This is a genomic window from Ruegeria sp. CDSA236 (genome assembly GCF_059611285.1).
The window spans coordinates 35480-54429 of the sequence record NZ_JBXWPG010000007.1; the positions used below are offsets into that span (position 1 = coordinate 35480).

The window sequence follows — 18950 nt, forward strand, 5'->3', positions numbered from 1 at the left end:
AGTTATCAGGAAATTCGGAATGCGTAGATGCGTAAGCGGCGTTATGACCGCAGCATTATGGGCATCCATCGTACAGGCGGAGTCCATCAAAAGCCCGGAAGGGCCACAGCCGATACAATTGGCGTCGGCTGATCTTACAGTCTCAATCCGACCGGTCGTCCGACCATCGGAGGAGATGTATCGCGTGTCAGAAGAAAGAAGCGCCCGGTTTCAGGCGTGGCTTGGCGATTTTCGGACGCGGGCACAGACCCAGGGTATCTTGCCCGGCACTCTGGATCACGCGCTAGCAGGGCTGGCCTATGACAAGGATATCATCAAGCGCGATCGCAATCAGGCCGAGTTCACCAAGCCGATCTGGGACTATCTGGATGCGGCCGTTTCTGATCGGCGCGTCGCAGACGGACGCGCGGGGTTGGAACGCCATGCCGCGGTGCTGACCCGGATTGAGGCGCAATATGGCGTCGAAAAAGAGGTCGTGACCGCGATTTGGGGGCTCGAGACGTCTTTCGGCACATTTCGGGGGTCGGATCAGACGATCCGTTCGCTTGCGACGCTGGCCTTTGATGCCCGACGGGCTGAGTTCTTTGAAACGCAACTGATTGCCGCCCTGCGGATCATTCAGGCAGGCGATGTCAGTCCCGCAACGATGGTCGGAAGTTGGGCCGGAGCAATGGGGCATACGCAATTCATGCCAACCTCGTTTCTGGATCACGCCGTGGATTTCGACGGTGACGGGCGGCGGGATATTTGGGCCGATGACCCGACCGATGCGCTAGCCTCGGCAGCGGCCTATCTGGCGCGGCACGGTTGGACCAAGGAACAGCCATGGGGCGTCGAAGTGCGCCTGCCCGCGGGGTTCGATTTTGCAGCCGCGAGACGCGATTACACGCTGCTGCCGTCAGATTGGGCGGCGCTGGGCGTGGTCGGGTGGGATGGGCGGCCCGTTGCGGATCATGGTCAGGCAGCGATTTTGTTGCCAGCAGGCGGTGAAGGCGTCGCATTGATGATCTTCGACAATTTCCGCGTGATCGAGCAATATAACGGTGCAGATGCCTATGTGATCGGCATTGGGCATTTGTCCGACCGTCTGGCGGGCCGCGCTGCGTTTCAGGCCGAGTGGCCTCGGGGTGATCGGGCGTTGAGCTTTGCTGAGAAGAAGGAATTGCAGCTCCGGCTGACCGAGGCCGGGTTTGACACGCAGGGGATCGACGGGCGCACCGGCCCGAACACCACCGAGGCGGTTCGGGCCTATCAACTGGCGCAGGGGCTTTTGCCGGACGGCTATGCCTCCGCGCCGCTGTTAGAGCGGTTGAGGTAGGGGAGGGGGCTCTGCCCCCGTCGCCTGACGGCACCTCCCCCGAGGTATTTTCTGCCAGATGAAGCTGCGCGGGTCAGGAGGCCGCTTTCATCAGGCCCTGTGCGATGATCTCGGCCTGTGCCTCGTCCAGCGATTTGTGGATACGTACGAGCATTTCATCAATTTCCGCGGGTGTTAGAACCAGCGGAGGAGAGATGATCATCCGGTCGCCTACATGGCGCATCACCAGGTTGTTGGCAAAGCACCGATCGCGACAGATATAGCCGACAGTGCCCGGATCGGACGCGAATTTGGCACGGTTGGCCTTGTCCGGCGTCAACGCGATTGACGCCATCATGCCGACAATCTTGGCTTCGCCCACAAGCGGGTGATCGGCCAGCGCCTCCCATTTTTTCTTCAGATAGGGGGCGGCTACGTCGCGGACATGCTCGACGATCTTTTCTTCTTCAAGGATGCGCAGGTTTTCCAGTGCCACGGCTGCAGCGACCGGATGGCCGGAATAGGTGTAGCCGTGATTGAACTCGGTTCCGCCAATGACCTCGGCAATCTCGTCACTCACGATGGACCCGCCAATAGGCGCATAGCCCGAGCTGAGCCCCTTTGCGATGGTCATGATATCGGGGCGAATGCCAACGGTTTGAGACCCAAACCAGTTGCCAGTGCGACCAAAACCGCAGATGACCTCGTCCGCAATCAGCAGGATATCGTATTTGTCACAGATGCGCTGAATTTCAGGCCAGTAGGTATCCGGTGCAACAATCACGCCACCTGCGCCCTGTACGGGTTCGGCGATAAAGGCTGCGACGCGGTTTTCACCCAGTTCCTCAATCGCCTCTTCCAACTCACGCGCGCGGGCCAGGCCGAATTCTTCGGGAGACATGCTACCACCTTCAGCCCACCAGTTTGGTTGGTTGATATGGTGGATATTCGGGATCGGGATTCCACCCTGCGCGTGCATCCCTGCCATGCCGCCCAACGACGCCGAGCCGACCGAAGAGCCATGATAGGCATTATGGCGGCTGATGATGATGTTCTTGTCGGGCTGGCCTTTTTCTGCCCAATAGGTCCGAACCAGACGGATGTTTGTGTCATTCGCCTCAGACCCGCCGGCTGCAAAGAACACATGGTTCAGATCGGCCGGCGCAAGTTCCGCGATCTTCGCGGCCAGCGCGATGGCAGGGACGTGGGTCGTTTTGAAAAAGGTATTGTAATACGGCAGTTCGCGCATCTGGCGGGCTGCGACCTCGGCCAGTTCATCGCGACCATAGCCGATATTGACACACCACAGGCCCGCCATTGCATCGAGTATTTCTTCACCCTCGCTGTCCGTAAGGTAGACGCCCTTCGCACGGGTGATCACACGCGCGCCTTCTTTCCCTAGGGCGCCATTGGCCGAAAAAGGGTGCATGTGGTGGGCGGCGTCCAAGGCCTGCAGCTGGGCCGTGGGCAAATGGTTTGTGATGGTCGACATCGGAAAATCTCCTGCAAGAGCGATTGGCAGCTACAATATGATCAAATTTTTTCCTGTCAATCGAATCGGACAGATCTAAGCGTTGACTAAGGCGTCTGCCATCAGCTCCATGCCCTGTTCGATATCTTGTGCGGTAGCTTTTGCTGCCATATCCGCGTCCTGATTGCGCAACGCCGAAATGATATCCTTGTGGCGGTCCGGCAGGCTCTGAGTGCCGAATCTACCGCATACAACGCGCAAAGACGGCCCGAATCTAAGCCACAGGCGCTCGGCCAGATCATTGAGAATCGGGGCATTTGCATGGCCGTAAAGCGTTTCGTGAAACCGGTGGTTGAGGCGCAGATAGCCGCTAACGTCTCCGTCGCTGATAGTGCGATCCAGACGTTGGTCGATCTGCTCAAGATGATCAATGTCCTGAGGTGTCACATTCGCAGTTGCACGCCTCGAAAGCTCTGATTCTATTTTGATTCTTGAATAAATCATCTGTTCGACGTCGCCGTCGGTCAGAAGAGGAACACTCACTCGGCGGTTGCCCTGAAACACCAGAGCACCATCGGATATCAGGCGTCTGATAGCCTCCCGCACAGGGGTCATTCCAACACCCAGCGAATCAGTGAGACCTTGGATCGTGACGGGTTGCCCCGGCACCAATTCACCGTACATGATTTGTGATCTGAGGGTATTATAGACCTGTTCATGCGCAGGTCGTTTTTCACGCGCACCGTCAGTGCTGGATGCCTTATTTTTGATCAAATCCAAGTGGTTTGCCCTGTTTCCCGCTATGTTGACTTGTCAGGTTTCTGACCTCGTGAAACCATACGACGGATCGTGCGAAAACGCAAAACTTGATCAAATCCAAAAAAACGGGAAAATAGCGCGTACACTTGCAGGGAGAATAATATGACAATCAAAACGCTGACCATGACAGCGGTCATCGCATTGGGGACTTCGGCGGCCTTCGCTGAAGAGGTGCGTGTTTACAACTGGTCCGACTATATCGACGAAGAGCTTCTGACAAAGTTCGAGGAAGATACCGGTCTGACTCTGATTTATGATGTTTTTGACAGCAACGAGGTATTGGAGACCAAGATGCTGGCCGGTGGATCAGGCTATGACGTGGTGGTGCCTTCGGGTACTTTCCTTCAGCGTCAGATCCAGGCTGGAGCCTTTCAGGCGCTTGACGCTGCACAGCTGTCGAATTCAGGCAATCTGTGGGATGTGATTCAGGAACGTACTGCCGGGTATGATCCGGACAACGCCTATTCAATCAACTACATGTGGGGCACAACCGGGCTTGGTGTAAATGTTGGAAAAGTGCAGGAAGCGTTGGGCGAGGATGTTGCGCTGAACAGCATGGATCTGGTTCTGAAACCCGAGAATATGGAGAAACTTGCATCCTGCGGCGTACATTTCCTGGATGCTCCGGCAGAAATCATTCCGATGGTTCTGCAATATCTGGGTGAAGACCCGGACAGCCATGACAAAGATGTCATTGGCAAGGCCGAGGCGGTTTTGACCAGCGTTCGACCACACATTCAGAAGTTCCACAGCTCGGAATATATCAACGCATTGGCCAATGGCGACATCTGTGTCGCCGTGGGGTGGTCGGGTGATATCCTGCAGGCCCGCGATCGTGCGGCCGAAGCCGATAATGGTGTTGAAATTGAGTACCATCCCTTTGCTGAAGGGTCGTTGATGTGGTTCGACCAGATGGCGATTCCGGCTGATGCTCCGAACCCAGAGGGTGCGCATAAATTCCTGAATTTCATTCTGGATGCCAACAATATGGCTGCGGCCTCGAACTATGTTTACTACGCCAATGGCAACAAGGCTTCGCAAGAATTTCTTGAGGAAGACGTGATCGGTGATCCGGCCATCTATCCGGATGATGCGACCATGCAAAACCTCTATATCACGACGCCTTACCCGTCGAAGATACAGCGGGTCGTGACCCGTTTGTGGACCAAGATCAAATCGGGCACCTGATCCGGCTTGTTTCAGCAGGGCGGACCAACCGCCCTGCCATTCTTTTCAGATTGCCGAACGGGGGCCGTTTTGAACTCTACTGTTTTTGTGCCGTGGGAAGACCCACAGGCGAAACCTCTGATCCAGTTCCAGAATGTCACCAAACGGTTTGGTGAGTTCACGGCCATCGACAATCTGTCCTTGGATATATTTGAGAAAGAATTCTTTGCTCTGCTAGGGCCCTCGGGCTGCGGCAAGACCACGATGATGCGAATGTTGGCCGGGTTTGAAAAACCGACCGAAGGGCATATTCTGCTGGGCGGGCAGGATATAGATCCCATTCCGCCGAACAAACGGGCGGTGAACATGATGTTCCAATCCTACGCGCTGTTTCCGCATCTATCTATCTGGGAAAATATCGCCTTTGGTCTGCGTCGGGACAATATGCCAAAGCATGATCTTATGGATCGTGTCGAAGAGATGTTGCGCCTGACCCGGCTTGAACAATTCGCCCGTCGCAAACCGCACCAGATCTCGGGTGGTCAGCGTCAGCGCGTGGCGCTTGCGCGATCCCTGGCCAAAGCGCCGAAGCTGCTGTTGCTGGACGAACCATTGGGGGCGCTGGATAAGAAACTGCGACAGGATACGCAGTTCGAGTTGATGGATATTCAGGAAAAGACCGGCACCACCTTTGTGATCGTGACCCATGATCAGGAAGAGGCGATGACCGTGGCCAGCCGGGTTGCGGTAATGGATCAGGGTAATCTGATACAAGTGGCGACACCCGACCGGATTTATGAGAATCCCAGTTCGGTCTATGTGGCCGATTTCATTGGCGACGTGAACATCATCCAGGGCCGAGCCGCGGCAAGCGCCGATCAGACCTATCAGATTGACTGGGCTGAAGGTCAGGCACCTTTGACTGCGTCTTCGACCACAGAGTTTTCGAACGGCCAGCTCTGTCATCTGGCGATCCGCCCCGAGAAGGTGACGATCTCGGTTGATCGTCCAGCGGATGCAATCAACGCAGTGCAGGGCAAGGTGCTTGACATTGCCTATCTGGGCAATCTGTCCACTTATCACGTCGAACTGAATAACGGCACGATTATCAAGGCGCAGACGGCAAATACCCGTCGCATTTCGCGTCGTTCCTTTACATGGGAAGACCCGGTCTGGCTGTCCTGGACAGCCACCGCCGCGGTTCTGTTGGCGGATTGATGCGCCGCGCCCTTCTGATCGCCGTCCCGTATGTCTGGCTTTTGGCGCTGTTTCTGGTGCCATTTTTCATCGTTCTGAAAATTTCGCTCTCGGACACGGAGCTGGCCATCCCGCCTTACACGCCGACACTGGATCTATCTCAGGGCTGGGCCGGGCTCAGGGATTTCTTCAGCCAGCTGGATTTTGAGAATTTCGTCTGGCTAACCGAAGATGACCTGTATTGGAAAGCTTACCTGTCCAGCGTCAAAATCGCGTTGATTTCAACCATACTGACTTTGCTGGTGGGGTATCCTATCGCGTATGGCATGGCCCGCGCACCGGCTGAGTGGCGCCCGACGTTGATGATGCTGGTTATCCTGCCGTTCTGGACGTCGTTTCTGATCCGGGTCTATGCTTGGATGGGTATTCTCAGCAACGAAGGTTACCTGAACCAACTGCTGCTGTGGACGGGCATCATCTCGACCCCGCTGACCATTCTGAACACCAACACAGCTGTCTATATCGGTATCGTCTATACCTATCTGCCCTTCATGATTCTGCCGATCTATTCCGCGCTTGAACGAATGGACGAGTCGCTGATCGAGGCCGCAGAGGATTTGGGCTGTTCGCGTATTCAGGCCTTCTGGCTGATAACGATCCCCTTGTCACGCCCGGGTATCATCGCGGGTTGTTTCCTGGTGATGATTCCGGTGATCGGCGAATTTGTGATCCCATCATTGCTCGGAGGATCCGGGACATTGATGATCGGCAAAGTGTTGTGGGAGGAGTTCTTCTCGAACCGCGACTGGCCGGTGGCCGGTGCCGTGGCAGTTGTGCTGTTGCTGATCCTTGTGATTCCCATCGTGCTGTTCCAGCGCAACCAGCAGAAACAGACGGAGGCTGAGCAATGAACAGATTAAGCTGGTTCAACGTCGTCTCGTTGACGCTTGGTTTCGCGTTTCTCTATATCCCGATGCTCATTTTGATCATCTTCTCTTTTAACGAAAGCAAACTGGTCACGGTTTGGGCTGGATTTTCGACCAAATGGTATGGTGAGTTGGTCCAGAACGAAGCGTTTCTTGATGCTGCCTGGGTCACCTTGCGGGTTGCAGTATTCTCGTCGACCCTGGCCACCATTCTGGGTACGGCGGCGGCTTATGTGCTGGTACGCGGTGGGCGGTTCTTTGGCCGGACTCTGTTTTCGGGCATGATCTATGCGCCTCTTGTGATGCCCGAAGTGATCACTGGCCTGTCGCTTTTGCTGCTGTTCATCGGAATTGGACTGGACCGGGGTATTTTGACCATCGTGCTGGCACATACGACCTTTTCAATGTGCTTCGTGTCGGTTGTTGTATCCTCACGTCTGGTCACGTTTGATCAGTCTCTGGAAGAGGCAGCGTTGGATCTTGGGTGCTCACCCGCACAAGCCTTCCGTCTTGTCACCCTGCCGATCATCGCCCCGGCGGTGATTTCAGGCTGGCTATTGGCTTTTACGCTGTCGCTGGATGATCTGGTGATCGCATCATTCACATCGGGCCCGTCAGCCACGACTCTGCCGATCAAGATTTTCTCAGCTGTGCGGTTGGGCGTCAGCCCTGAAATCAATGCGCTATCCACGATCATGATTGCGGTCGTGACGGTCGGTGTCATAGCAGCATCTTTGGTCACCAAGCGCGCGATGGTCCGGCAGAAACAGGATGAGATGGCGGCAGTGCGTGCGGAATGAAACGTCTGTTCCCTAAGTATACCTATGGATCTGGACCGCGATCAGGGTGCTGGTGGGATGAAACTATCGCAGCACCGGACTGGCCGGTGTTGCAGGATGATCTGAGCGTGGATGTCGCCATCATCGGCGGCGGGTTCACAGGTGTTACAGCCGCGCTTTTCCTGGGGCAGGCAGGCCTATCCGTCGCAGTTCTCGAGGCGGAGACGCCGGGTTGGGGTGCCTCGGGTCGCAATGGTGGGTTTTGCTGTCGAGGTGGGTCAAAGCTGAGCGATCGTGGCATGGCTCGGCGATATGGGGTCGAGGGGGCCGAAAGCTTTGCCCAGGCCGAAGTGGATGCGGTCAATCTTGTCGCCGACCTGCTTGAGGCGCATCAGATCGAAGCGGACGTTCATTCCAAGGGCGAGACCGCCCTGGCCCACACCGCCCGCGCCATGGAGAAATTGCGACGCTCGGCGGATGACGGGGGCTGCTTGCATGAGGTGGCCGACCTGCCCGGGCTCGGGTTGGGAGGGGATTTTTTCGGGGGCTATAGCGTGCCGGTCGGATTTGGTCTGAACCCCCGGAAATACCTGTTCGGCATTGCAAATGCGGCCGCTTCCGTTGGGGTCCGATTTTTTCAGAAAACCATGGCCAGAGACATCACCAAAACCAGCGCGAGCTTTGATGTTCGAACCGCGTCAGGACGGATCAAAGCGTCGAATGTACTGATATGCACCAACGGATATTCCAGTGAAAACATGCCTGAATGGCTGTCTGGGCGCTATATGCCAGCGCAATCAACCGTTCTGGTGACCCGCCCATTGACCGAGGCTGAGGTGTCGGCGCAGGGCTGGACCTCGGATCAGATGTCTTACGATACACGAAATCTTCTGCACTATTTTCGTCTTATGCCGGATCGACGGTTTCTGTTTGGGATGCGCGGTGGCCTGCGCTCATCACCTAAGGCCGAGGCTGCGATCCGGCAAAAGGTGCAGCGTGATTTCAAGGCCATGTTTCCGACATGGGCCGATGTGGACGTGACCAATATGTGGTCAGGGATGGTGTGCCTTACCCAGGATCTGACGCCGTTCGCAGGGCCCGTTCCGGGTCAGAATGGGATGTTTGCCGGGCTGGCCTATCATGGAAACGGTGTCGCGATGGGTACCTATTGTGGGCGGGCGCTTAGTCGCATGGTGCTTGGACAGGATGCGGAATTGCCTGAGCCAATGGCCCGACCCCCGCGGCGTTTTCCACTTGGGTCCTGGCGGCGGGCGCTGATGCCGCCAGCCTATGCGTTAATGGCACTGGCCGACCTCTGACACTCACAAAGCGGCCAGTTCCAGCTCGAGCCCTTGTTCATAATCCGGTGCCCCATGTTCTGCGCGCCATAGGCAGTAGGCCGCCATCCTCCACCCGTACCAGCGGCGCAAAGACCGGTAGCGGTTTACGGTTTCCTGCCGGTCATAGGCCGAAAGAAAGGACTGTTGCTCGTCGACGGTCAAAACCGCACCTCTGTAAAGATATTGCATGGCGGGTGACAGGAACAGCGCAAGGTCCTCGCAAGGATCACCAACGGCTGGGCATTGCCAGTCAATCAGCGTCAGACCAGAGGATGCGACGAGGATGTTTCCCGCCACCGGGTCGCCGTGAATCAGGCAAGTGTGATCCGACCGCAAAATATGATGCTGTGGTTGCATCTTTTCCAGCTGAGCCCGTCGATCCGATGTGCACATCGCCAGAATGCTTTGACCATGTTCGGCCAGATCTGCGCTACCGTTTTTACCGGTGGGTGCGTTCTCTATGTTTAGGTTGAGCGAATGCAGGCGGTGCAGCAACCGGGCCACTGGGGCCGGGTCAGACCGCCAGGGGGTGCCCTGTGCGTGGTCGTAGAACACCCAATATCCGTTGTCATGTTGTCCTGTTGCCCGCAATCGCGGCACAACCCCAGAAGAAGCCAGTGCCCGCAGACAGGCGGCTTCCAATGCGGGATCGTTGCGAAACAATGGGTTTTCTAGGTCCGAGCGGTACAGCTTCAATACTTGATCACTGTCGTCGCCCAGCACCCTCCACACCCGGTTTGTCCTCCCACCATTCAGCGTTTCGAACTGTGCCCCAGCGCTGGCAAATCCGAGCCTGACAAGTTGAGCAACAAGGTCGCGCGGTGGGGACAGTATTTGAGGCAGGGAGATCACCAATCAGTCAACGAGTCGGGCATTGCCTTGGTTTCGCCTGTCGTTAACCGTAGATCAAGCTCCTGTTCGCACCGCAGTGACTATTCCTGCTGGCACCACCTCTCCGCCAGCGAGCGTCAGCAAAACGGCATCCGTGCCCACCTGCGCCTCGAGCACCTGATTATAGGCTGAGGCGAGACGTTCAGACAGCAGCTCATCGCCGTCATAACTTTCCATCGTTGCAGTGTAATTTCCTGCCGGTAACGGGGCGCCATCGTCATCGGTTCCGGCCCAGACAAACTCGGATTCCGTCGTTGAAACAGCGATGCGTTCAACGACCTCGTCCGAGTCGTTGCGGATCACCATAAAGGCGCTGTCCGCCCCGGGGTCGGCCTGCGCATACAGCGTTTCTGGTGAACCGTCGAAATGAAAGGCCGAGGCGGTTCGCACATCCATCCCGACCCAGCTGGCAAGCTCTTCAAGGTTGACGCTACCAAGTGAATAGGCAAGCGCAGTAAGCAGATCGTTGGTTTGAACCTGCTGCTCGACCATCGAGAATTGAGCCAGTTGCGAGGCGTATTCCGATGAATCCAGCGGCTCCAGCGGGTCTTGGTTGCGGGCCTGGGCGGTTAGCATCAGAAGGAAGGTTTCAAAATCCGAGGCCAGGCCGGATGTTCCAGATTTCGCCGAAGACTGTGCCTGCGCGGCGGTAGAGCTTGTATTCTGTGCGGGTGTGATCATGCTCAAAGCCTCATATCAACGCGGCCACTATGGCCGATCCGGGTTAAGACCGGCTCGCTGGCCTGATCCATTTCGGTCTGGGTTGTAGTCAGTCCGGATTCTGTGCGCTTGTCCGCGCTTTCGGGCTGGTCGTCCGACGACGCGCCCAGATTGAAGGACAGATCGCCCAGGCCTAGGTTTTTGAACTCAGCCTCAAGAACCGAAAGATGTCGCCTCATCATTTCCAGAGTTTCCGGCCGCTCGGCTGCGATCGTCATCTGCAACCCGTCATCCCGGCCATTCATGACGATTGAGATCTTGCCCAGCTCTTCCGGATTCAAGGTCAGTTGAATCGTGCTGGATTGTGGTCTTGCATGTATCGCAGCGGCCATCTGCCCCGCGATTGCCCGCGCCGTTTCTGCCCGTGCTGAGGTTAAAAAGTGCTGATGGCTTGCCGACGTATCCCGTGCCGTTGAAAATGGCTGGCTTTCGCGCGCGGGCAGAATCCCGTCGTCGTCCGGGTCTGATACCAAATCAACGTCCTGCACCTTGGCAGACGCCATCAGTTGCATTTGAACAAATGTCGGAACGGATTGTGTTGTCGGCGGTGAACCGGTGGCTTTGGGAGCCTGAGCCGCATCGGGTGTATCTCGCGAAACCAGCTTTGGTTCTGGCACTTCGGGTTTTCCGGGCGCAGAATCCGAGGGTATCGACGCCTTGGTCCGATAGCCCTTTGCAATAGTGGTTTGCGGCAGATTGTGTTCCGGTTTTTGCTGTGCGGTTTTCGCCTGCAACAAAGCCGGAACCTCAGATCGGGCGCGCTGCGCCGCGTTTCCAAGCGCATCACCCCGAGGATCGGGGGCCGCATTGTTTGGCGCTGCGAGTATTACGGCCTTGTCAGGTTCGGGCAGCGATGCCGGCGTTTCCTCAGGTGCCATCTCTTCGTCCTGCGCCGGCGGGCGGGCGGGCGGGTCAGTTACAGGTTTTCCCGACAGGCTGGTGGCAAGATCAACAGAGTCTTCTTCGACCACATCCTCTTCAACCTGCACCTCGGCATTAATGGTCAGTTCGGGCACGTTCTCATTCAAGCTGTCACCTTCGGAACGCTGCAATTCCTGCTCCATTACCTCAGCAAAGGTGTCAGCCCCTTCCGAGATTGGGTGTCCCTTGGCGGCAGTTTCAGATTTTGCGGCGCTGGCGGTCGAGGATGTGGACAATATAAGAGGGTTGGGCATTTTGCTCCGGCTCCGGTTTGCGTAACCAGGAATTTGCCCGCAGGAAGTTACGTTTATTTTAACCGCTTTCATCTTTGATCCAGAAAGTTCGATGCAATTTTTGGAGAAAGCTATGAAGCTATCTGGTATTCCAGCGGCGCCGCAGCCCTTGTCTGTTGAGCAAAAGCTGAAAGATGCTGCGGTAGAGCTTGAGGCGGCGTTCCTGTCTGAAATGCTTAAGTCCGCAGGTCTGGGCGAATCCCGAGATTCGTTCGGCGGCGGTGCGGGTGAAGACCAGTTTTCATCGTTTCTTGTTCAGCAGCAGGCACTGCAGCTTGCCAGGTCCGGCGGTGTTGGCCTGTCCGAAATCCTGTTTCAGTCCATGATGGAGAATACCAATGCCTAACAAGTCTGAACATGACCTGATCAAATCTCTTGAAGAAGTTCTGGACCTTGAACGCAACGCCTTGGTGACCGGGGATCTGGATCGGTTGAATCACATGGCCCCGGAAAAGGAAAAGCTGATCGGTGCGATCAATGATCTTGAGGTGATTGATAGTGATGAACTGATCGGGGTTCAAAAGAAAGTCGACCGGAATCAGGCTCTGCTGAACAGCGCGGCCGAAGGGATTCGGGCGGTTGCCGGGCGCATGGCTGAACTGCGCCGAGTGCGTCAGGAATTCAGTACTTATGGAGCGGATGGGCAACGAAGCGATTTTGCCGTTCGCAGTCACGCAAAGCTGGAAAAGCGGGCCTAGCACGAGGATTGAATCAAATCCGAACTTTCGGATTTTCGAGTCTTAGCACTCCGTTAGGAGATCGGCGTCAAAGGTGATCCTGCATCTGGAAAACTCAGGTGGCGCGAACAGCCCGTCGGCGGGTCGCAGTGATCAGAAAGACGTCAAAGCCCGTACATGTTGCGGGGTAAGCAAGGGCGCAAAAGGCCCGAACGGAAAAGGAAGAAAGCTATGTCCAGCATTCTGACAAACAATGGCGCAATGGTTGCGCTGCAAACCCTGAAATCGGTCAACAAGAACCTGGCGCAGACCCAGAACGCGATTTCAACTGGTAAGGACGTCGCCACAGCCAAGGACAATTCAGCCGTCTGGGCGATTTCCAAAGTCATGGAGTCGGACGTTAAAGGGTTCAACGCCATCAAAGACAGTTTGGCACTGGGTGAATCGACCGTTGCGGTGGCCCGGAACGCGTCCGAGACTGTCACTGACCTGCTGTCCCAGATGAAAGAGAAGATCGTTGCGGCACAGGAAGACAACGTTGACCGCGGCAAAATCAATGACGACGTGACTGCTCTTAAAGATCAGATCGCATCGGTGGTTGGAGCGGCGCAGTTTAACGGGCTTAACCTGGTTGACGGTTCGGCGGGTACAGCCTCGATCCTGTCGTCTCTGGATCGTGACTCCAGTGGCAACGTAACCGCATCTTCGATATCGGTGGCCTCGCAGAACCTGTCCACAGGTGGGTATGCCAGCAAAGGTGTTCTGGCCGGCTCGGACAACGTCACAACCGACAATGACGCCGCGGGCTTCACGATGGACAAAGCTGGTGGAACCGGCGACATCGTGGTGGACAGTTCAACGGACAACTTTGCTGCTGGTGACAAGATCTCGATCACTATAGGTGACAAGGTTGCGTCCTACACGGTGCAAGCTGCTGATCTGGACCCATCTGGAACATATGACGCCGCTTATACGGATGCCATTGTTGCCGTTGGTCTGAAAAATCAGATCGATTCCCTGGGGATCACGGGTGTCGCAATCGACTATGACTCAGCCAACCCGGGCACTTTGACATTTGTAACCGGTGCTGCGACGGCTGGTGCCGACGCTGATCGGGACGTTACTGTCTCGGCGCAGTTCACCAATGCCAATGCAGGTGGCCTGGGGGCGTTGGCTTCGATTGATGTTTCGACAGATGCTGGTGCTCAGGCGGCGCTGGGTACTATCGAGACCTTGATCGACACGTCCATTGATGCATCTGCGGCGTTCGGTTCGTCTCAGGGCCGGATCGAAACGCAGAAAGAATTCATCTCGAATCTTTCTGACTCGTTCAAGTCCGGTATCGGAGCGCTGGTTGACGCCGATATGGAAGAAACCTCGGCCCGTCTGCAGGCCCTGCAGGTACAGCAGCAACTGGCAACGCAGTCGTTGTCGATTGCCAACCAGGCGCCGCAGTCGATCCTGTCGCTGTTCCGCTAAGTTCAGGACCCTGGCCGGGGCGTGGAAACGCGCCCCGGCTTTGACCGCCGTAAGACGGCCTTTTGGAAGGATTTCAAGTGACACCGCAAACTCTTGCACAACGCGCCTATGCGCAGACCGCTGCTCCGACGCGCGCACCGCGTGATACGGAATATGAGGCGATTTCCAAGATCACGCATCGGTTGAAGGCTGCGGCCGCGCGGCACAAAACCGACTTTGGAGCGTTTGTTCAGGCTTTGCATGAAAACCGGAGGCTTTGGTCTGTGTTGGCAAACGGGGTCGCCGATTCCGATAACGCCTTGCCGAATGACCTTCGCGCCCGGATTTTCTATCTTGCTGAGTTCACCGAACAGCACAGCAGCCAGATACTCAGCAATAAGGCTTCGGTAGAGCCCCTTCTGGAAATAAACATGGCCGTTCTTAAAGGCCTTCGGCAAATGGGTGCGAACTGATGGCGGGTTTGGTATTGAAGCTTGCCCCAAAAGAACGGGTGCTGATTAATGGTGTAGTTGTGGAAAACGGCGATCGTAGAAGTCGGTTTTCAATCATGACACCACAGGCAAATGTCCTGCGTTTGCGCGATGCGATACATCCTGACGAGGTGAACACACCCGTTCGCAGAGTGTGCTATGCGACGCAACTGGTTCTGTCTGGAGACATGGAAGCTGAAAGCGCCCGCCAACAACTGCTGCGTCGGGTGGAAGAGTTGAGCCAAGTGTTTACGGATGCGGACAGCCGCAGAGTTTTGGCCGAGGCAACAGAAGCCTTGTTGGCCGAGCAGTATTACAAATGCCTTAAATCCCTGCGTGCTCTGCTACCGCGAGAAGAGCGCCTCATGGCCTACCAGCAATGACCTTTCAGCCGGTCATACCCTCAGGTGGCATTGTTGGCTGGCGGTTCCTTCAACGCACCTACGAAGGCCAGTTGAACAGCTTTTCCTCTTCGTCGGTCAATGAGCGTGAGGCGACGTATTTCCGGGAAAACATCGGCAAGGTTCAGACGGCTGAAGATCTGGTTTCTGACCGCCGGTTGCTACAGGTTGCCTTGGGCGCATTTGGTCTGGAGGGCGACATTGACAACCGCTATTTCATCCAGAAAATCCTGTCAGATGGAACAAGCGCAGATGATGCATTGTCCAATCGCCTATCTGATAAAAGATACCGTGAATTCTCTGAGGCATTTGGACTGGGCCCTGGCGAAATTCGAAGAACCATTCTTTCGACATTTATGGAGGATATTGCCCGGGACAACGTGACCTCACGCTTTGAGGTCGCCGTGGGTGAACAGGACGAGACAATGCGCATATCCCTCTATGCAAAACATGCGCTGGCTGAGTTGGCATCGCAAGACAGCAGTGGTGACACGAAATGGTTCGACTTGATGGGCCTTCCGCCGTTGCGAAAGATGATGGAGATGGCACTTGGGTTGCCTTCAAGCTTTGGTCAGTTGGACATCGACAAGCAGCTTGAGGTGTTCAAGGACAGGTTGTCGAACCTGACTGGATCTGACGATTTAGCGCAGTTCGCGGATGAAGAGGCGATCGGGGATTTGACCGACAGATACCTTGCGCGCAGTCAGATCTCGCAGCTTCAAAGCACAATTTCCCCGGCCCAAACCGCGTTGCTTCTGCTGGGCGGATAGTGCTGTCCCTATCGCAAGATGCGTGAGTATCAAACGCAACTTCGCGCGACTAGCCGTTCAGAATCGCGTCCGCCGAGGTTTTGAGCGCGTATGAGCACACGGGTTGTGACACGTTGTGCAGCTTGACCTCTCCAAGTGGCAAAGCGTCTGTACAGGCCGGCACGATGTCTTTGGTAACAACGATCCTGTGATTCACGATCTTGCTGTATTCCCCAAGCCGTGCGGCGACGTTTGCCGCTTGTCCGATGACGGTGAAGTCTAACCGTTCGCGCGACCCGATATTGCCGTAAGTTACGCGCCCATAAGCGACACCAATCGAACAGTCGCAATGCATGTCCGACCCGGACTTGCGCAGCTCTCCAAGCCTTTCAACGATTCCAACTGCTGATCGCTGCGCGTTTTCGCGGGCTAAGGTAGAATCTTCGCCTGCCGGGAATACAGCAAGAACAGCGTCCCCGATGAATTTTAGAACTTCACCACCGTTTTCGTCGACGATGCCCGAGACCGTTTCAAAGAAGTCATTCAGCAGGTTGATATAGGCGGCGCGGCCCAGCTTTTCTTCCAACAGGGTAGAATTGCGCAAGTCGCAGAACATGATGGCTGCATCAATCTCATCCCCGTCGCCACGACGGATTTCTCCGCCCAGGACACGCGCGCCGGTCCGCTTTCCGACATAGGTTTCCAGCAATACCTGGGCGTTTTCGCGCTGCATGAAGACTTCGTAGAACCGGGCAATCACCGAGGAGCATTCGAACACCAGCCCAAGATTGGCCGTTGTGAACCCGTCGGGGTGATCGCAAGTCAGCGTCAAGACATTGGTGCGCCCGTCGGAAAATGGCAGGGGCATCGCGACATAGTCGGTCGCCCCTTTGGCGCGCAAGTCTTCCATGATCGGAAAGCTGTGCTGAGGGTTCTCGTCATTCAGCCTTTGGCGCACGCCGCCCATACCGTTGGACACGTGGCGCAAAGGGCTGTTGATATAGGCGGGGTGGTCGTGGATTTCATAGGTGGGCACATTGGTCGAAATCTCGGCCTCACCCTTTTCCCAAATATAGTGTTTGCCCGCGATCAGCGGATGTAGGGACCAGGCAAGGATACTGAGGCGCTGAATGGCAATTCCATGTTCCAGCATCTTCTCGGCCAGCGCTTTGGTGAATGCTTCGGGCGTGCTGAGGTCACTGGCCCCCCGCATCAGCCAATCAATCAGCGGCCCGCTGATATTGCCGTCTTCCGGGTTGCGCAGGTTGTTTTCACCCAGCTCAATCCGCGTATATGCGGTGGGCATAAAGCCGATATGGCCCTGGATCGCGGCGCTTTCGGGCAGGGCGTTCTCGTAAGCCCAGACGGAGTTGGCCAATCGTTGATCCGCCAGAACGACATCGTGGTAAGTGGCGGTGCCTTTGAACGGGCAGAATGTCTGAAGTTCGGTCTCATCGCTGAGATCGACATGTACATCCTGACGGGGGATGTAGATCATCGGCGGCAACCGAGTTTCGTACATTACCTTGGCATCAAAGCTTTCAGCCAGAAGGATCTCATCCCGGTAGATTGCGATACGGCCGACAAGTGGTTCGACCGAGATCCCATAGCCTTTGATATTTGGAGTCACGTGAACGTTCATAATCATCCTCCCCGGCACGGGTCTTTATAGGATGGGCGTTTGATCCGTGTTTTCCAAGGGGCAGAGCAGGATTTTCCCAATATCAAATCATCTGAATGACGTCTTTTTCGATCGACAACATATAGCCTTTTTTAGCAATGTTCTTGACCAGCAACTCGCTGACCATCTGATTGCCCAAAGCATCGCGCAGGCGCTTGATCCGCGTCGCGCCAGCAGCCTCGTCACAATCAGCTGTGCTTTTGCCGGAAATCATCGCCTCGATCTGAATGCCGGATAGAACCTCGTCATCCAACCGGGATTCGGCAAGAACTGACAGGGTTTCCATCGCCGACGCAGTCAGTTTGAAATCCATGTTATTGAGATAGACGGTATTCTCTTCCCGGCTGATCAAAAGTGAAGTGACCTGAATCCCAGTGCGCTCAATCTGTGCCATGCGTCGGTTCAACAGCACCAGCATGACCAGAAACACCAGCGCAGCAATCAGCATTGCAGTGGCGAAAACCAGCAAAACAAAGATAACCATGCGGTAACTGGACAATGTATCGGCAAAGGCAGTGCCGGACTGGGCCAGAATCTCGAGTAGGCGAATCTCGGTCTGCGAGGTCAGATCACTCTCGACGAACAGACGTTCGACGCGGGCATTGAACGCGTTTGCATCTGGCAATGTCCACAACAGAAAGGCGGCAGAGGCCACAAGTATGACAACGATTACCGTGATGCCCGCGCCAACCAACCTGACGCCCGAGCGCCGTGCCTCAGTAACGGAGATAGAATTTTCCGGCATTGGCCTTCCTTTTATCCAACCCTTCAGGCCCAAAAACGGACATGACGTTCAGCAGGGTCCAGCCCGAGCCGCGCAGCCGTTGTGCGACCTCTTTTTTGGCTTTTCCTTTGCCGCAGGATGAAACCTGCATGACGCCATAATGCAGACGCAACGGATTGTCCTGCTTGGCCTTGTAATCGGCATAGCAATCCGCCGCTGACGCCATGGAACCAAGCGATATCAGGGCCCCGATGGCCAGAGAAGAGAGGATCTGTTTCATAGGCCGCATCCTGCGCATGGCTTTGGTTGATATTCAATAACGCAAAGGGGTTTCGCGGTCTGATATCGGATAACAAAACGGCGTTATTGCTTGTCTGAAGGGGACACCCCCAATGTCGGGTTATCGAATTTACGGACTGTCATCACGTCCACCGAGTACCCGAAAGGACAGCACCATGCATAAGAAATTCATCGCTCTGATCATCGCCTCTGCAGTCGCAATCACCGGCGTTTCTGCATCCCAGGCCCGTGCCGCTGATGCAGAAGATATTCTTGGCGGGCTGGCGGCGATTGCCTTGATTGGCGCTGCCATCCATCATTTTGACAAGCAAGGCGACAGCAAAAAGGTTACCCGCAACTACAACCACGTGTATCAGGCCCCCAAACAGCACATCCAGAGGACCCCCAGGCATCGGCCGAACCATATCCGTCCCTTGCCCGAGCGCGTTGCGCGCTATAGTCTGCCGCAACGGTGCATGGAAACCTTCAAGGGCTATGGCAAAAAGCGCCCGCTTCTGGGGACGCGCTGCCTGGATAAGCACTACAAATACGCCAATAGCCTGCCCAAAAAGTGCAAGGTCGGTTTCTGGAATGGCAATAAGGTCAAGCGGGCCTATGAACCCGCCTGCCTGCGCCAACAGGGATACCGCGTCGTTTACAAGTAATACG

General features: G+C 55.9%; 21 protein-coding genes. 13 read left to right on the forward strand and 8 right to left on the reverse strand.

Annotated features, from left to right (window positions below):
* Positions 1-19 precede the first annotated feature (19 nt).
* Positions 20-1318 (forward strand): lytic murein transglycosylase, encoded by a 1299-nt coding sequence (locus AC2FLB_RS12630; RefSeq protein WP_496709367.1) that lies wholly within the window; start codon positions 20-22, stop codon positions 1316-1318.
* Positions 1319-1391: 73 nt separating this feature from the next.
* On the opposite strand, the gene AC2FLB_RS12635 is transcribed toward AC2FLB_RS12630, so the two are convergent.
* Together AC2FLB_RS12635 and AC2FLB_RS12640 are read right to left on the reverse strand one after the other, a co-directional pair.
* Positions 1392-2789 carry an aspartate aminotransferase family protein gene (locus tag AC2FLB_RS12635; RefSeq protein ID WP_496709368.1) on the reverse strand — a complete coding sequence of 466 codons (1398 nt, stop codon included), beginning with the start codon at positions 2787-2789 and terminating at the stop codon, positions 1392-1394.
* A 75-nt stretch (positions 2790-2864) separates the two neighbouring features.
* Positions 2865-3548, reverse strand: coding sequence for a GntR family transcriptional regulator (locus AC2FLB_RS12640; RefSeq protein WP_271949594.1), 684 nt, complete (start codon positions 3546-3548; stop codon positions 2865-2867).
* Positions 3549-3689: 141 nt separating this feature from the next.
* Here AC2FLB_RS12640 and AC2FLB_RS12645 point away from each other — a divergent pair, with 141 nt between their 5' ends.
* From AC2FLB_RS12645 to AC2FLB_RS12665, 5 genes are all read left to right on the forward strand, one after another.
* Complete coding sequence (locus tag AC2FLB_RS12645; protein ID WP_142637176.1) at positions 3690-4775, forward strand: polyamine ABC transporter substrate-binding protein; 1086 nt, start codon at positions 3690-3692, stop codon at positions 4773-4775.
* Between the two features lie 69 nt (positions 4776-4844).
* Positions 4845-5972, forward strand: coding sequence for an ABC transporter ATP-binding protein (locus tag AC2FLB_RS12650; RefSeq protein ID WP_496709369.1), 1128 nt, complete (start codon positions 4845-4847; stop codon positions 5970-5972).
* Positions 5972-6862 (forward strand): ABC transporter permease subunit, encoded by an 891-nt coding sequence (locus AC2FLB_RS12655; protein ID WP_142637171.1) that lies wholly within the window; start codon positions 5972-5974, stop codon positions 6860-6862. Before AC2FLB_RS12650 ends, AC2FLB_RS12655 begins: the two co-directional genes overlap by 1 nt.
* Positions 6859-7677, forward strand: a complete 819-nt coding sequence (locus tag AC2FLB_RS12660) for an ABC transporter permease (RefSeq protein WP_142637169.1) — start codon at positions 6859-6861, stop codon at positions 7675-7677. The genes AC2FLB_RS12655 and AC2FLB_RS12660 overlap by 4 nt, the downstream gene beginning before the upstream one ends.
* Positions 7674-8975 (forward strand): NAD(P)/FAD-dependent oxidoreductase, encoded by a 1302-nt coding sequence (locus tag AC2FLB_RS12665; protein ID WP_496709370.1) that lies wholly within the window; start codon positions 7674-7676, stop codon positions 8973-8975. The genes AC2FLB_RS12660 and AC2FLB_RS12665 overlap by 4 nt, the downstream gene beginning before the upstream one ends.
* Positions 8976-8978: 3 nt before the next feature.
* Here the strand turns inward: AC2FLB_RS12665 and AC2FLB_RS12670 are convergent, their stop codons facing one another.
* The 3 genes from AC2FLB_RS12670 to AC2FLB_RS12680 are packed head-to-tail and all read right to left on the reverse strand — an operon-like array spanning position 8979 to position 11782.
* The gene (locus AC2FLB_RS12670; RefSeq protein ID WP_496709371.1) at positions 8979-9848 is read right to left on the reverse strand and encodes a phosphotransferase family protein; all 870 of its coding nucleotides are present in this window, start codon (positions 9846-9848) and stop codon (positions 8979-8981) included.
* Between the two features lie 54 nt (positions 9849-9902).
* On the reverse strand, positions 9903-10568 hold the full coding sequence (locus AC2FLB_RS12675) for a flagellar hook capping FlgD N-terminal domain-containing protein (protein ID WP_496692545.1): 666 nt from the start codon (positions 10566-10568) through the stop codon (positions 9903-9905).
* A 2-nt stretch (positions 10569-10570) separates the two neighbouring features.
* Positions 10571-11782, reverse strand: a complete 1212-nt coding sequence (locus tag AC2FLB_RS12680) for a flagellar hook-length control protein FliK (protein ID WP_496709372.1) — start codon at positions 11780-11782, stop codon at positions 10571-10573.
* A 112-nt stretch (positions 11783-11894) separates the two neighbouring features.
* Here AC2FLB_RS12680 and AC2FLB_RS12685 point away from each other — a divergent pair, with 112 nt between their 5' ends.
* The 6 genes from AC2FLB_RS12685 (at position 11895) to AC2FLB_RS12710 (ending at position 15618) form a co-directional block, all read left to right on the forward strand.
* Positions 11895-12167: a rod-binding protein gene (locus AC2FLB_RS12685; protein WP_142637161.1), complete on the forward strand. Its 273-nt coding sequence runs from the start codon at positions 11895-11897 to the stop codon at positions 12165-12167.
* Positions 12160-12519, forward strand: a complete 360-nt coding sequence (locus AC2FLB_RS12690; protein ID WP_496692543.1) for a flagellar biosynthesis protein FlgN — start codon at positions 12160-12162, stop codon at positions 12517-12519. Before AC2FLB_RS12685 ends, AC2FLB_RS12690 begins: the two co-directional genes overlap by 8 nt.
* 210 nt (positions 12520-12729) lie before the next feature.
* The gene (locus AC2FLB_RS12695; RefSeq protein ID WP_496692542.1) at positions 12730-13977 is read left to right on the forward strand and encodes a flagellin N-terminal helical domain-containing protein; all 1248 of its coding nucleotides are present in this window, start codon (positions 12730-12732) and stop codon (positions 13975-13977) included.
* A gap of 77 nt (positions 13978-14054) precedes the next feature.
* Positions 14055-14429 (forward strand): flagellar biosynthesis regulator FlaF, encoded by a 375-nt coding sequence (gene flaF / locus AC2FLB_RS12700; protein ID WP_496709373.1) that lies wholly within the window; start codon positions 14055-14057, stop codon positions 14427-14429.
* On the forward strand, positions 14429-14830 hold the full coding sequence (gene flbT, locus AC2FLB_RS12705; RefSeq protein ID WP_271949613.1) for a flagellar biosynthesis repressor FlbT: 402 nt from the start codon (positions 14429-14431) through the stop codon (positions 14828-14830). The genes flaF and flbT overlap by 1 nt, the downstream gene beginning before the upstream one ends.
* Positions 14827-15618 carry a DUF1217 domain-containing protein gene (locus AC2FLB_RS12710; protein WP_496692541.1) on the forward strand — a complete coding sequence of 264 codons (792 nt, stop codon included), beginning with the start codon at positions 14827-14829 and terminating at the stop codon, positions 15616-15618. The genes flbT and AC2FLB_RS12710 overlap by 4 nt, the downstream gene beginning before the upstream one ends.
* 49 nt (positions 15619-15667) lie before the next feature.
* Here AC2FLB_RS12710 and AC2FLB_RS12715 read toward each other — a convergent pair whose 3' ends face one another.
* The 3 genes from AC2FLB_RS12715 to AC2FLB_RS12725 form a co-directional block, all read right to left on the reverse strand.
* Entirely contained in the window at positions 15668-17239 is a 1572-nt protein-coding gene (locus tag AC2FLB_RS12715) for a DUF427 domain-containing protein (RefSeq protein WP_496692540.1), read from the reverse strand.
* Positions 17240-17321: 82 nt separating this feature from the next.
* Positions 17322-18023 carry a winged helix-turn-helix domain-containing protein gene (locus tag AC2FLB_RS12720; protein ID WP_496689945.1) on the reverse strand — a complete coding sequence of 234 codons (702 nt, stop codon included), beginning with the start codon at positions 18021-18023 and terminating at the stop codon, positions 17322-17324.
* On the reverse strand, positions 17995-18282 hold the full coding sequence (locus AC2FLB_RS12725) for a hypothetical protein (RefSeq protein ID WP_142637145.1): 288 nt from the start codon (positions 18280-18282) through the stop codon (positions 17995-17997). Before AC2FLB_RS12725 ends, AC2FLB_RS12720 begins: the two co-directional genes overlap by 29 nt.
* Before the next feature lie 175 nt (positions 18283-18457).
* Between AC2FLB_RS12725 and AC2FLB_RS12730 the strand changes: the two genes are divergently transcribed.
* Positions 18458-18946 carry a hypothetical protein gene (locus AC2FLB_RS12730; RefSeq protein WP_496689943.1) on the forward strand — a complete coding sequence of 163 codons (489 nt, stop codon included), beginning with the start codon at positions 18458-18460 and terminating at the stop codon, positions 18944-18946.
* Positions 18947-18950: the final 4 nt, after the last annotated feature.